Source organism: Devosia limi DSM 17137 (assembly GCF_900128975.1).
In the GTDB taxonomy this organism is placed as follows: domain Bacteria; phylum Pseudomonadota; class Alphaproteobacteria; order Rhizobiales; family Devosiaceae; genus Devosia; species Devosia limi.
On sequence record NZ_FQVC01000004.1, the window covers coordinates 82,706 to 96,156 of the forward strand.

10 protein-coding genes are annotated in these 13,451 nt (G+C 62.4%); 5 read left to right on the forward strand and 5 right to left on the reverse strand.

Annotation, left to right across the window (positions count from 1 at the left end):
* The first annotated feature begins 69 nt into the window (after positions 1 to 69).
* The 5 genes from BUA69_RS07925 (at position 70) to BUA69_RS07950 (ending at position 7,347) form a co-directional block, all read left to right on the forward strand.
* Positions 70 to 1,281, forward strand: coding sequence for a YeeE/YedE family protein (locus tag BUA69_RS07925; RefSeq protein WP_046134997.1), 1,212 nt, complete (start codon positions 70 to 72; stop codon positions 1,279 to 1,281).
* 424 nt (positions 1,282 to 1,705) lie between these two features.
* Complete coding sequence (locus BUA69_RS07935) at positions 1,706 to 2,284, forward strand: DUF6969 family protein (protein WP_046134996.1); 579 nt, start codon at positions 1,706 to 1,708, stop codon at positions 2,282 to 2,284.
* A 105-nt stretch (positions 2,285 to 2,389) separates the two neighbouring features.
* Complete coding sequence (locus BUA69_RS07940; RefSeq protein WP_143154464.1) at positions 2,390 to 2,878, forward strand: putative pterin-binding protein; 489 nt, start codon at positions 2,390 to 2,392, stop codon at positions 2,876 to 2,878.
* A 53-nt stretch (positions 2,879 to 2,931) separates the two neighbouring features.
* Entirely contained in the window at positions 2,932 to 4,866 is a 1,935-nt protein-coding gene (locus BUA69_RS07945) for a putative bifunctional diguanylate cyclase/phosphodiesterase (RefSeq protein WP_072866506.1), read from the forward strand.
* A 132-nt stretch (positions 4,867 to 4,998) separates the two neighbouring features.
* On the forward strand, positions 4,999 to 7,347 hold the full coding sequence (locus BUA69_RS07950; RefSeq protein WP_046134994.1) for a heavy metal translocating P-type ATPase: 2,349 nt from the start codon (positions 4,999 to 5,001) through the stop codon (positions 7,345 to 7,347).
* A 44-nt stretch (positions 7,348 to 7,391) separates the two neighbouring features.
* On the opposite strand, the gene BUA69_RS07955 is transcribed toward BUA69_RS07950, so the two are convergent.
* From BUA69_RS07955 to BUA69_RS07975, 5 genes are all read right to left on the reverse strand, one after another.
* A complete protein-coding gene (locus BUA69_RS07955) occupies positions 7,392 to 8,441 on the reverse strand; it encodes an ABC transporter substrate-binding protein (RefSeq protein ID WP_046134993.1) in 1,050 nt (349 codons plus the stop codon).
* A gap of 45 nt (positions 8,442 to 8,486) precedes the next feature.
* Complete coding sequence (locus tag BUA69_RS07960) at positions 8,487 to 9,737, reverse strand: DUF1501 domain-containing protein (protein ID WP_046134992.1); 1,251 nt, start codon at positions 9,735 to 9,737, stop codon at positions 8,487 to 8,489.
* Between the two features lie 19 nt (positions 9,738 to 9,756).
* Entirely contained in the window at positions 9,757 to 11,481 is a 1,725-nt protein-coding gene (locus BUA69_RS07965) for a DUF1800 domain-containing protein (RefSeq protein WP_052950507.1), read from the reverse strand.
* A 119-nt stretch (positions 11,482 to 11,600) separates the two neighbouring features.
* Positions 11,601 to 12,437, reverse strand: a complete 837-nt coding sequence (locus BUA69_RS07970; protein WP_046134990.1) for an ABC transporter ATP-binding protein — start codon at positions 12,435 to 12,437, stop codon at positions 11,601 to 11,603.
* Between the two features lie 2 nt (positions 12,438 to 12,439).
* Entirely contained in the window at positions 12,440 to 13,321 is an 882-nt protein-coding gene (locus BUA69_RS07975) for an ABC transporter permease (RefSeq protein ID WP_201777449.1), read from the reverse strand.
* Positions 13,322 to 13,451 lie beyond the last annotated feature (130 nt).

Here is a 13,451-nt window from a genome sequence, read left to right on the forward strand (position 1 = left end):
TGTCGCATCAGGCTGACCTCTGTCCGGTTCGCGTCTGATCCGGGCAGAGCCTTTATTTTCGGGGGTATTATGACCGACATCACCGCAGGGCAATTGCGCCCCGTTGGCATGCCGCTGGATCGCGGCCCCGTGCTGGTTGCCGGGCTGGGGGTGATCCTGGGTGCAGTGGTAATCTGGCAAGTGGTAGACCTGCAGCAGGCGGCTTTGTTCGTCATCGGCGCTCTGCTGGGGCTGACGCTGTATCACGCGTCGTTTGGTTTTACCGGCGGGTGGCGTCGGCTGGCGGTGGAGCGTCGCGGCAATGCCGTGCGCGCGCAGATGTTGATGATCGCGGTGGCCGCAGCTGTGTTCATACCACTGCTGGCGCTGGGCAATCCTTTCGGCCAGCCGCTGGTGGGGGCGGTGGCGCCGGTCGGCGTATCGGTTCTGTTTGGGGCGGCCTTGTTCGGCCTTGGCATGCAGCTGGGCGGCGGCTGTGGTTCGGGTACGCTGTTTACCGTTGGCGGTGGCAGTGCCCGCATGCTGGTCACCCTGGTGTTCTTCATCGTCGGCGCGCTGCTGGGCACGGCGCATCTGCCTTATTGGCTGAGGCTGCCATCCTTGCCGCCGATCAGCCTTGGGCAGAGCTTCGGGGTGCCGCTGGCGCTGGCAGTTACCTTTGGCGGTCTGGGCCTTGTGGCGCTGGTGACCGTGTGGATCGAGCGGCGCGCCCATGGCGGGTTGGAGCAGGCCAGGACACCGGGCAATCGGGGCTGGACGCGGCTGCTACGCGGGCCGTGGCCGTTGATTGGGGCAGGGCTGGTGCTGGCCGGTCTCAATGTGCTGACCCTCCTCGTGGCCGGCCATCCCTGGTCGATCACCTATGGCTTCGGCCTCTGGGGCGCCAAGGTCGCGCAAGCGGTGGGCGTGCCGGTGGCGAGTTGGGAATTCTGGACATGGCCGGCTCAGGCGCAGGCCCTGCAGACCAGCGTCCTGGAGGACAGCACTTCGGTGATGGATTTTGGACTGGTGCTGGGTGCTGCATTGGCGGCAGGGATTGCCGGCAAGTTCGCCCCAAAAGTTGGGCTGCCCTTCCTGTCGTTGCTGGCGGCGGCAATTGGTGGCGTGCTGATGGGCTATGGCGCGCGCCTGTCCTTCGGCTGCAATATTGGCGCGCTGTTTAGCGGCATCGCCTCGGGCAGCGTGCATGGATGGCTGTGGTTTGCCTCAGCTTTCGTCGGCAGCCTGGGCGGTATCGCCCTGCGCCCCGTTTTCGGCATGGATGGGTTCAAGGCCAAATGAGCGCTCGTAATACTGTTCTGTTCGGCGCTGCCGCGCTTCTCGCAACCGCCGCCGTCGCTGCCGATCATGTGACGACGACCAACCGCGCACCCGCGCCGGCTCCGGTTGCAGCTGCGTCGGCAAATCCTTGCGCTGCCGGCAATCCATGTGCTGCCGGTAACCCATGTGCCGCTGCTCCTGCACCGGCGGCTAATCCGTGTGCCGCAGCTGCCCCCGCAGCTGCGTCCAATCCTTGTGCTGCTGGCGCGCCGGCACCGGTCTCCAATCCGTGTGCTGCAGGTGCACCGGCCGCGGTGGCCAACCCCTGCGCTGTCGGTGCCCCGGCTCCTGTTGCCAATCCCTGTGCAGCGGGGGCTCCTTGCGCGGCAGTGGCACCTTGTGCTGCTGTCAATCCCTGCGCGGCAGGCGCGCAATAGGGACGAGCATGGACGACGACCAGCAGCGCGCGGCGCAGGAGATTGCCTTTTGCGAGGCCATCCTCGCCAAATCCGGTCTGAATGTACTGCTGGAAACGCTGCGCGATGCACCTGTCGAAGCCTGGTCGCACTACCCGGTTGGCGATGTCTTCGATCCCGAAAGTGGCGCGCAATGGTACTACCATTGCCATTTACCCGCAGCCGATGCCGTTGAACACGGACATTTCCATTGCTTTGTCAGGCCGGATGGCCCCAAGGGGCCGGTCCATCATGTTATCGGTGTGGGGGTTGACGCCTTCGGCCGGCTGCACCGTTTGTTCACGGTCAATCAATGGGTCGTTGGGGACAATTGGCTCGATGCGGAGCCTACGATCGCGCTATTGCCAAGGTTCGACCTGCAACTCGCCAAGCCGTCCTACCTGGTCAACCGCTGGCTGACGGCAGTGATCCGGCGCTATGAGCCCGAGATTGCTGCCCTCATACGCGCACGCGATGAGCGTCTGGCTGGTCACGTCCCGCAGGGCCCGGTTTCGGCACGGGATGACCGGGCGCTTGAAGTCACTTCGGCGTTCCTGCTCACGCCCTGATCGCGCTTCTGCCGACAAATCCACAATGTTTTAAATTCGATTCATGGATTTATACGAATTGCCCTTCATGGTGGTAGTCTGCTGATTCAGAGCTGGAGATTGGGGATGAGAATTTCTGCGATACTATTGTCTGCCGCCTTCACAGTGGCGACCTTTATGGCATTGCCCGCTTATGCACAGTCCGAGCCTGTGATTCTGACCATTGATGGGGCAATCGAGGGCGGCAAGCCCGTCGATTTCACGATGTCGCAACTCGAGGCGCTTGGGACAGCGACTATCGTCACATCAACCCCCTGGACGGAAGGCACTCCCACTTTTGACGGTGTGCCGATGCGTGTTTTGCTAGAGCATGTCGGGGCCAAGGGCGAGACTGCCGAAGTATTGGCGCTCAACAATTATCAAACCTCGGTCCCGGTGATCGATTTCACGACCTATCCGGTGATCCTGGCGACCAAGATGGACGGTGAATATATGACAGTGCGCAACAAGGGCCCCCTGTTCATCATGTATCCGTTTGACGCGGTGCCGGAGTTGCAGGCCGAAATCTATCTTTCCCGCGCCGCCTGGCAGGTTCGTACGATTACCATCAAATAGTAAGGAAGGCTGGGCTTTCCATGTTGCCGCGTGCCTGGTTTCGGCAGTTAGTCTTGGTCGTCCTGGTTGTCCTGGCAATCGCGGCAGTTGTGCACGCCCGGGCGGTGCAGGACTCGGCGGCGGCCGTGCAGGATTCGATGCGGTTCGATGTGTCCTGGATTGGGGCGCAGGGTCGGATCGAGGCTGGGCAACTGGAGGCCAAAGTGGCTCTCTATGCTGCCTTGCGCCGACCGCAGGACGCGCGCGCTGCCGAGATGTTCTACCAGATTTTGCTTGGGCGCCTCGACAGCTGGAATGTCGGCGGCTACAGGGATTTTTTGCAGGCATCCCCGCCCAGCCAGCAAGCCTATGACGAGTTGCAGGCTCTGCTGACATCTGTGGAGGCCGAGTTCACCGACCTCACCAAGGTCGATGACATGCCGGCGCTGCTCGAACGGCTGTCGCCGGTCAGCAGTATAATCGACAGGATCGGTGCAGAAGCGTCGATTTCCGCAGTTGCCAAGGCTGCTGCCATCCGCGACACCCTGACCGAGCGCCAGACGATCCAGGATTATCTTGTCACCACCTTACTGATTGCCGCAGGCGTCCTACTGGTGCTGACTGCGCTGCAAAATCGAAATCTACGCGCCGCCCATAAGGCGGTCCAGCAGGCCTCAGAGCGCTATGCCTATTCGGCGCGCCATGACCCGCTGACCGGGTTGCCCAACCGGACAGCTTTTTCTCATCCAGATCACTCGCTTTTCCGCGATATGGCTAATCGGCGTGCAGCAGTGGTGGTGATCGACCTCGATGGCTTCAAGGTGGTCAACGACACCTGGGGGCACATATTCGGCGACAAGTTGCTGACTGCCGCAGCGCACCGGTTGCGCGACCTGGTGGGGGTTCGCCCCGGCAATGTGGTGGCGCGGTTGGGCGGCGACGAGTTTGTGGCATTGCTGAACGTGAGTGACGAAGCCGAGGCGGTGGCGTTCGCCAACAAGATTATCGAAGCATTGAAGCGCCCCTTCGAGATCGACGGAAGTGTAACGACTATCGGCGCTACCGCAGGGGTCGCGCTGGCAGTCGACGATAATTGGGACACACTGAGCCTGATGGCGGATGCCGACCTGGCGCAGAGCCATACCAAATCCCGCAACAAGGGCACCGTGGGGCTTTATGACCCGGGTTTGCGCGAGCGTGTCGAGCGACGCCTTACGCTGGAAAATCAACTCCGGACCGCGATCGAGAAGAAGGAGATATTCCCGCACTACCAGGTGCAGGTGGATTTGCAGACCGGGGCTCTGGTCGGGGTCGAAGCGCTGGCGCGGTGGCACCATCCGCAGCTGGGGTTGATCTCGCCGGCCGAATTCATACCGATCGCCGAGGCGTCGGGGCAGATCTTCAATATCGGCAAATACATGATAGACTGTGCCTGCCGCGACGCCTTGCGGTTGCCTGCCAATGTCCCGGTCGCGGTAAACATTTCGGTCATCCAGATCATGCAGGGCGAGATCATGGATACGGTTGCGGAGGCGCTGATGATGTCAGGGCTGGCGCCGCAGCGCCTCAAACTGGAGGTGACCGAGTCGGTGATGATGATGGATCGTCGGCGTGCCATCGCCGTGCTGTCCGAGCTTCGCTATCTCGGGGTGGCCATCGCCCTCGATGACTTTGGCACCGGGTTTTCGTCATTGTCCTATCTCAGCACCTTCCGCTGGGACGAACTCAAAATCGATCGCAGTTTCCTGCAAAACCTGGACACTGATCCCCTCGGTCTCTCTATCATCCAGGCCGTACTGGTACTGGCGCGAAAGCTCGGGGCCAAGGTGATCGTCGAGGGCATCGAAACCGACAATCAACTGCAGCTGTTGAAGAAAACTGGTTGCCATGTGGGGCAGGGCTACTTTTTTGGCCGGCCAGCGCCGATCGACACGGTCTGTGAGTTGATCAGTGCCATGCCGCCGCCGACCAGTGCAGCCACCAGGCGAAAATCTGATTCAACACGTTAGCAGCTGGGCTATCGTGCCGGTCCGCTGGCAAATTTGCGCTGGGACTGCTGGCGGCAAAGCACGCGTTTTGGGGTTGACCTTGTCACGGTGGGAAGGGGCAAACTCTTCGTCTTGTTAGCCGAGGACTGTGCCATGAACGGAACCGCAGCGGATAACCACCAGCACCACGCCCATCATGTGGCTCCTGCGCACACGGTCAAAGACCCTGTTTGCGGGATGGATGTCGATCCGGCGACTGCCAGGCATCAGGCCGGTCACGGCGGGCAGACCTATTCTTTCTGCTCGGCAAAGTGCCATGACAAGTTCGTCGACGATCCCGCAGCCTATCTGGGCAAGGCAGCCGCACCGGCCGCGCCTGCTCCGGCCGGTGCAATCTACACATGCCCCATGCACCCCCAGATCCGTCAGGATCATCCCGGTACTTGCCCGATCTGCGGCATGAGCCTGGAGCCGGAAATGCCGCGTGCCGATACCGGTCCGAGTTCCGAACTGGTCGATATGACGCGCCGCTTCTGGATCGCCACGACACTGGCGCTGCCGGTGTTCCTTATTGAGATGGGCGGTCACCTGTTCGACTTCCACGCCTTTGTGGCACCGCAGAATCTCAATTGGGTCCAGCTGGTTCTGGCCACGCCGGCAGTGCTGTGGGCGGGGTGGCCGTTCTTCACGCGTGGCGCGGCCTCCATCGCCAATCGTAGCCTGAACATGTTCACTCTGATCGCCATGGGCGTCGGAGTGGCCTGGCTTTATTCGCTCATTGCCACGGTCTTCCCCGGCATTTTTCCCGCTGACATGCGCAGCATTGACGGCGCGGTGCCGGTCTATTTTGAGGCGGCCTCCGTCATCACTGCGTTGGCGCTGCTCGGCCAGGTGCTGGAACTGCGGGCCCGGGAGAGCACTTCGGGCGCCATCAGGGCGCTACTCGATCTCACACCCAAGACCGCGCGGCGTATCGCCGCCGACGGATCTGACGAGGAGGTGCAGGTCGACCAGATTGGTGTCGGCGACCGCTTGCGGGTTCGCCCCGGGGAAAAGGTACCCGTTGACGGCACCGTCGTCGAAGGGCGCAGTTCTCTCGATGAATCCATGGTCACCGGAGAATCCATGCCGGTCACCAAGCACGTGGGCGACAGTCTGATTGGCGGCACCATCAACCAGTCGGGCGGCTTGATCATGCAGGCGACCCAGATTGGCCATGACACCATGCTGGCGCGCATCGTCCAGATGGTGGCGACGGCTCAGCGGTCGCGCGCCCCGATCCAGAGGCTGGCCGACCAGATCTCCGGCTGGTTTGTGCCCTTGGTGATCGGCATTGCCTTCCTGGCCTTTGCTGCCTGGGGTATTTGGGGGCCTGAACCGCGCTTCGCCTATGGTCTCGTCGCCGCCGTATCGGTGCTGATCATCGCTTGTCCCTGCGCGTTGGGTCTCGCTACGCCGATGTCGATCATGGTGGGTGTCGGCAAAGGCGCGAGCCTCGGGCTGTTGATCAAGAATGCCGAGGCGTTGGAGCGCCTTGAGAAGGTCGATACGCTGGTGGTGGACAAAACCGGTACGCTGACTGAAGGCAAGCCGGCGGTGTCCGCCATTCTTCCGGCTGAAGATTTCGACGCCGAAGACTTGCTGGCTCTGGCAGCAAGCCTCGAACGGGCGAGTGAGCACCCCTTGGGTTTGGCCATTGTTACCGCCGCTCGGGATCGCGGACTGAGTTTGTCCGATCCGGTCGATGTGGATTCCCCCGTCGGCAAGGGCCTGACCGGCGTGGTGGATGGCGAAACCGTCCATATCGGCAGCGCCAAGTATCTCGCCTCGGTGGGCATCCATGCCGACGATTGGACCGAGCGGGCCAACACACTCCGCGCTGATGGCGCCACGGCGGTTCTGGTGGGCGTTTCCGGGCGGATTGCTGGGGTCGTCGGCATCGCGGATCCCATTCGCAGAACCACACCCGCCGCACTGGCGGCTCTGGCGGACCATGGGATCAAGGTCGTGATGATGACCGGCGACAACAGGGTAACGGCCGAGGCGGTCGCACGCAGGTTGGGCATCGGGTCCATTGAAGCCGAAGTTTTGCCTGAACGCAAAAGCGAAGTGGTCAGCCGGTTGCGGGCTGCAGGCGGTGTCGTTGCCATGGCCGGCGATGGAGTCAACGACGCGCCGGCGCTGGCGGCTGCCGATGTGGGCATTGCCATGGGCACGGGCACGGATGTGGCAATCGAGAGTGCCGGGTTGACCTTGTTGGGCGGCGATCTGATGGGGATTGTCAAGGCGCGGGCCCTATCGCGGGCCACCATGGACAATATCCGCCAGAACCTGTTCTTCGCCTTTGCCTACAATGCGGCCGGCGTACCGATCGCCGGCGGCGTCTTGTACCCGTTCTTTGGGCTTACCCTGTCGCCGGCTATCGCTGCGGCGGCCATGGCATTGTCATCGGTCAGCGTCATCGGCAATGCACTAAGGCTGCGCAACGCCAGGATCGAGTAAGGGGCAGGTGGCTCCGGTCCGGAGCCACCCAATACCCAAACCGTTCAGCGCCTGTCGAGTGTGACGCCTTCGAATGCGCCAAGGTTTTCCATGGCATTGGCGGTGAAGTCAGGCGCGACGACGTCCTCGATGCTGATCGGCTTGACCTCGGCGAAGTCGGGATTGCTGTAAATGAATTCGGCTGTCCTGCTCAGTGCATCGAGGTTCATGCAGCCATTGACGCACCAGCGGCCGGCCAGGAAATCAGCGGTGAGCTGAAGATTGGCTGGGCTCAGGTCTTCACGTTCGACGCCCATTGCCGCCACCCATTGGGCCGGGTCGGCTTCAAGGCTGCGCGAGGCATCGATCAATGCGTCGACAAAGCGCTGCAGCGCCTCGTGCTTATCCGCGATGGTGCTGTCAAGCGCGGCGACAAACTTGGACATGCCGGGCGACGCTTCCGAGAAGGCCTCTGGCGATACAAGGATGTCGATTCCAGGCGTGCCAGCGATGGGAAGGAAGGTGCCATAGGACACGGTCGTGGCGTCGACGCGGCCGGCGGCGAGGGCCTGGACGCGGGCGGCTGGTGCGCCGATCGCGACATATTGCGGGCCATCGGCGGAGCCCCCCATGCTCGCGAGCACCAATTGCGTCAGGCTGTGATCAAGGCTGCCATTGTCGGCGATGGCAAAACTCTTGCCGACGAGGTCTTCCACGCGGGTGATGTCGGATTTTACGGCGATGAGGTAGGGCGCGCCCATTGTGCCCGAGACAATGCCACGGATGGGCAGGCCGTTTTCCGCCCGCAGACGGATTGCGGTGTCGATGCCGATACCGGCCAGGTCCACTGCGCCGGAATTGAGCGCTGCGATGGCCTGTGGCGTGCCTTCGAGGGCGATGATGTTCACCTTGACGCCGTGCTTCTCGTAGAAACCGAGCGTGCCGGCCAGCCGCAGCACGGAGTCCGTGGTCGGATTGATATTGGCGTCGGCGGTGGCCAGCGTGAGTTCCAGCATATCGCTCGTCTGGGCAAAGGCTGTTGCGGCGATGGTGGGGCTGAGGGCCAGGCCGAGGCCCAATGCCAGGATGGTGCGGCGTTTGATGGTGATCGACATGTCGTTTTCCCCGAATGAAAGTATTGTCGTTGATGAGTGGCGGGACTAACCGCGCGATCCGAACATCGGAATTGGATTGAACTGCTGCTTGAGGATGCCATCGGCGTGGTCGTGGCCCATCCAGCCCTGGATCAGGGTTGAATAGATGCGCCGATAGTCGGTGGTGAATTTGAGGTTGCCGTCATCGAGATCGGTCAGGCTGGGCACGGCGCCATACCGGCCGCCGATCACCGGCTTGCCGATGACGAAGACCGGTCCGGCCGTGCCGTGGTCGGTGCCAAGGCTGGTATTCTCGGCGACGCGGCGGCCGAACTCGCTGAACACCATGACCACGACATCGTCGCTCCGGCCCAGTCGCTCCATGTCGCGTACAAAGGCAGCGATGTGGTCGGAGGTATAGGACCAGAGGCGGCTATGCAGGTCCCCCTGATAGACATGGGTGTCGAAAGCATTGTTGCGATAGGGGACGTAATAGACCTTGGTGGGGAAATCGGCCGCCACCAGCGCCGCCACCTTTTCGAGGCCAAAGGGCACGAGGCCGTAGTCAATTGGCGTCTCGTAGTCGGTCCAGGCGTCACGCACCAATTGCTCGGAGCTCTTGGCGCTGGCGGCGATATCGAACAGGAAGTCCTGGCTGGCATTGCCGCTGCCATTGCTGTCGCGGCGGTCGATGGCGCTGAAAGCGGATTTCTCCTCGTCGAACATGTGCCGGGTGAAGGTGTCGGGATTATTGAATACCAGCGGCACGTGGTTCATGGCCCGCACCGCGAGCGACTGGCTGTCGTCGATATTGACGAGGAAGTTGGTGGTGTGGCCCAGCGGATCGATGGCATCGGCCATCCGCCCCAGCCAGCCATAGGCCTCGCCACTATTGGGCGCGCCGGTCTGCCAGAAGGCCATGGACGAAAAGTGTGAGAAGGACGGCTGGTCGTAGCCGACGCCGTGGACGAGGCCCATCAGCCCATCCTTGTAGAGTCGTTCGAAGCCCAACATGGATTTCTGGAAACCAAAGTGGTCGTCGATCCGCAGCAGTTTGTCCTTCTTGATCCCCAGATTGGGCCGGGCGCCGTAATAGACATCGTCGGCAAAGGGGATGACGGTATTGAGCCCGTCATTGCCGCCGGAGAGCTCCACAATCACCAGGATGCGGTCATTGGCGGCGGCCTGCGCTTTGGCCACCTTTGACCAGACCGGCGATGTGGTGATGCCGCTGGCGCCTTCCAGCACCATGCTGCCAAAGCCGGATCGCAAGAGGCTTTGCTTGGCGCTACCGCTGAGCCTGGGTGTCTTGGCCATGATGTCTCTGCGCCTCCGCTCAGGCCAACTGGTATTGGGGTGAGCTCATGATGAGATGAGCGGTGATACGCAGGGGGTGTTCCAGATAGGTTCTGGCTTCAGCCAGATCGGTTGTGCCCAATTGTTCAACGAGGGCCGCGACCAGCGCGTCACGAGCCGATGGCGCCAGTGGTACGCGCAGCAACAGGGCGATGAGGATGTCGACAGCCTCGCTCGTCGATTGAGCGCCGGCGTCGCCGACGATTTCAGAGAGACTGAATTGCGCGGCGATACGGGGTGTCGGCTTGAGCTTGCGCAGGGCCTCCTGATAGCCGATCAGGCTGGCATAGCGGGTGTTGAACGCCTCCTGAATGCCTTCGGCCGTGCTGGGGGCAGCGCCGTCTTCGAGCGTCGCGGCCGTGATCTCCATACCAGCGCGGATATTGGCGTTGACGCGGCGAATCTCGGTGCCCGGATTGTAGTTGGGATCGACGAAATCGATGATGTCTGGAAACATCACCGCATGCGCGAAGTTGGCACGCTCAAACAGCAGACCCGGTGTGATCCAGGCGCGGCCCTGACCCCAGCCCGCCACCGTTGGCGGATAGAGCAGGATCTGTCCCAGCGTCTTGCTCACCGAATAAGGATCGGGAATGCCCGGCAGACTGGTGAGCCCCAGCTTGCGATAGGTGGAGACGATCAGTTCCGTGGGCGACTTGATGTGGGTTGCGATCGAGGGCTCGCTGTAGAAGTCCTCGGACAGAAAGATCGTGGTCAGGAACGGCGCGATTTCGTAGTCGTTTTGCAGCAATAGCGCCCCGAGGTGGCGGGCGAAGCCATCCGATACATCCTCGCGCACGAAGAAGCGGTAGAGCTTGGTGGCGATGTAGATGGCCGTCTGCGGCTGGGCGAGGATGATATCGAGAATGTCCTCGCCGGCGAAGTTGCCGGTGCGCCCAAGGAACGTCTTGATACCGTCGTCATGTTTGTCGGTATCGACAACAAAGGTGAGATCGTCATTGCCCCATCCGGTAAAGGCACGCGCCGCCTCGCGGATATCGTCCTCGGTGTAATTGCCCACGCCCATGGTGAACAATTCCATGACCTCGCGGCCGAAATTCTCGTTCGGCGCGCCCTTCACGTTCTGCGCCGCATCCAGATAGACCAGCATGGCGGGGTCCTTGGCGACAGCGAAGAGCAGGTCGCGAAAATTGCCCGAGGCGCCGTTGCGCAAAGTCTGGAGCTGCAACTCGATCTTGCGGTAATCGCGGAGCTTTTCTTCGCTGGTAGCGAAGTGCCCATGCCAGAACAGGGCCAGCTTTTCCTCCAGCGGGCGAGGTGTCCTGACCATGCGGTCCAGCCACCAGAATCCCAGTCGCCGTGTTTCCAGCGCGGTGGCGCGCAGCCAATAGAAGAAGCGGTTGGTCACTGGCTGCAGCGGGCGGACACCGCCGGGTTTGACGCGCACGCCCATGGCCGCGCCAGTGCGCTCGGCCAGCGCGGTGGCGGCGGGGCGGCTGACCGGGAAATCGTTCAGCGTCGGGTCCCAAAAGCCGGAATGTTCGAATACAGGGAGTTTGCCGTCGTCCAGCTGGCGATAGTCCACCAGATGGGCCACAGCATCCTGCGGCGCCATGGCCGCCAGTCGCTCGACCTCCGCCAACGTGCCGCCAAAGCCGGCGCGTTCCAACAGATGAGCGGCCCGATCGGAGGTCCAGTCGGCGCGCTGTATCGGCGTCAAATACTCAGCGCGCAGACCAGACATAAAACCGTGTTCCCGCCCCCGAATATCTCGGTGTCTTCATCCGGAAATGCTAAGGCAGTGGTGGGGGTAATGCCATCGCGCTGGGGCGGGTAACGCCCTATCACTGCTATAGGAAAATCCTATTGCCGCCCCATTTGGGCCGGTTCCAGATCGGGGAAAGCCGCCGCCAGCTCTTCAAGCTCGGCGCCGTCGCGGGCCATCTCGTGAATGCGCCCCCAGAGATGGGCGCGCATATCGGCAAAAGCCGGCAGCGTGCGCGGGTCGTGCTGCCAGCGCGGCTCGGGCAAGTCGACATCGATGATCTCATCGATCCGGCCGGGCCGCGGGCGCAGCAGGATGACCCGCTGTGAGAGCAGGATGGCCTCGTCGATGTCGTGGGTGACGAACACGATCGCCATGCGCCGCCGCGACCACATCTGCAGCAGTTCGCCGCGCAGGACTTCGCGGGTCATTGCATCGAGCGCCGCGAAGGGTTCGTCCATCAGCAGCACTTTGGGCTCGACCGCCAGGGCCCTTGCCAGGCCCACGCGCTGCTGCATGCCGCCCGAGAGCTCGTGCGGATAGGCATCGGCAAAGTCCCGCAAGCCGACAGCCCCGAGCAGTGCCAGAGCCCGCTGCGACTGTTCCTTGCGTGAGAGGCCGCGCAGCGCCAGGGCAAATTCGATATTGCCCATTACGGTGCGCCACGGCAGCAATCGGGCGGATTGGAATACCATGGCCAGATCAGGCCCGGGCTGGGGTCGCTTGCCCAGCACGCGCACATCGCCTTCGTCCGGCTCGATCAGGCCATTGATCAGCCGGAGCAGGGTAGTCTTGCCGCATCCGCTGGGGCCAACGAGACTAATGAACTCGCCGGGATGCACGTCAAAGGAGATATCCTGCAGCGCACGGACCTGCCCATCCTTGAAGGACTTGCCGACGTGGCGCAGCGAAATCAGGGCTTCGGTGTCGGCCATGGTCAGCGTCCATCCGCAAGGGTGAGGCGCCAGCGGCTGACGCGATTTTCGGCATAGCGCAGCAGCGCCGTAATGAGCGTGCCGAGCGCCATCAGCACGATGACAACGGCGAAGTAACGGTCCATCTGGAAGCGATTGCCGGCGGCAATCAACAGGCCGCCAAGGCCAGACTGGGCCATGGTCAATTCGGCAATGACCGTGCCGACTGTGGAGACGGCCGCGCCGATGCGCAGGCCACTCAGGATGGAGGGCAGCGCGTCGGGCACCATGACTTTCCAGAACAAGTTCGCCCGGGTGGCTCCGAAGGCCCGCGCCATTTCCACCAGGTCCTTATTGGCATTGGAAATGCCAGCGGCCGTATTGATCAGGATCGGGAACATGGCGGCGTTCCACACCACGACCACCTTGGCCTCGGTATAGAGCCCGAACCAGACGATGATCAGGGGGATGAAGGCAGCGCCGGGAGTGGAGTTCATGGCGTTGACGAACGGATCGAAGATGCGCCCGGCGAAGCGAAAGCCGCCAAGCAGGATGCCGAGCCCAATCCCGGTCGCCGCAGCCAGCAGGAAGCCCAGGCTGAGCACAGTCAGCGTCTCGCCAAGCGCGCGCAACATGGTCCCGTCCGACCACATCTTGATGCTTTGATTGAGCACGGCCATCGGGTGCGGCATGGTCAGGTTGCCGGCGGTGGCGTTGAGGGCGTACATGCCAGCCAGCAAGAGCAGCGCAATCAGCAGTTGGACGCCAATGATCGTAACGCTTTCCCGAAGGCGCCGTTGGCGTGCCCGCGCTGCAAGCGCTGCAGCGGATGCGTCCGTCAGGGGCGGGGCAGGGTGGCGCTCGGGTTCAGCGCGCGATAGCGGCGGCGTCGCCATCTCGGTCATCGGCATGTCCTTTTCGATACCTTGTATTGCCGCAACTGGATGCTGCGCAATGCGCGGTCCAGGGTTCCGATGACGTCCTGCTGCCTACGCCAGGTGCTGAACTGACGTAACTCAGTTTTGTCTTCAAAAT

Excerpts from the sequence above, each read along its gene's own strand:
- BUA69_RS07925 (WP_046134997.1), top strand. The coding sequence starts at position 70 with ATGACCGACATCACCGCAGGGCAATTGCGCCCCGTTGGCATGCCGCTG.
- BUA69_RS07935 (WP_046134996.1), top strand. The coding sequence starts at position 1,706 with ATGGACGACGACCAGCAGCGCGCGGCGCAGGAGATTGCCTTTTGCGAG.
- BUA69_RS07975 (WP_201777449.1), bottom strand. The coding sequence starts at position 13,321 with ATGACCGAGATGGCGACGCCGCCGCTATCGCGCGCTGAACCCGAGCGC.
- BUA69_RS07940 (WP_143154464.1), top strand. The coding sequence starts at position 2,390 with ATGAGAATTTCTGCGATACTATTGTCTGCCGCCTTCACAGTGGCGACC.
- BUA69_RS07970 (WP_046134990.1), bottom strand. The coding sequence starts at position 12,437 with ATGGCCGACACCGAAGCCCTGATTTCGCTGCGCCACGTCGGCAAGTCC.
- BUA69_RS07950 (WP_046134994.1), top strand. The coding sequence starts at position 4,999 with ATGAACGGAACCGCAGCGGATAACCACCAGCACCACGCCCATCATGTG.
- BUA69_RS07965 (WP_052950507.1), bottom strand. The coding sequence starts at position 11,481 with ATGTCTGGTCTGCGCGCTGAGTATTTGACGCCGATACAGCGCGCCGAC.
- BUA69_RS07960 (WP_046134992.1), bottom strand. The coding sequence starts at position 9,737 with ATGGCCAAGACACCCAGGCTCAGCGGTAGCGCCAAGCAAAGCCTCTTG.
- BUA69_RS07955 (WP_046134993.1), bottom strand. The coding sequence starts at position 8,441 with ATGTCGATCACCATCAAACGCCGCACCATCCTGGCATTGGGCCTCGGC.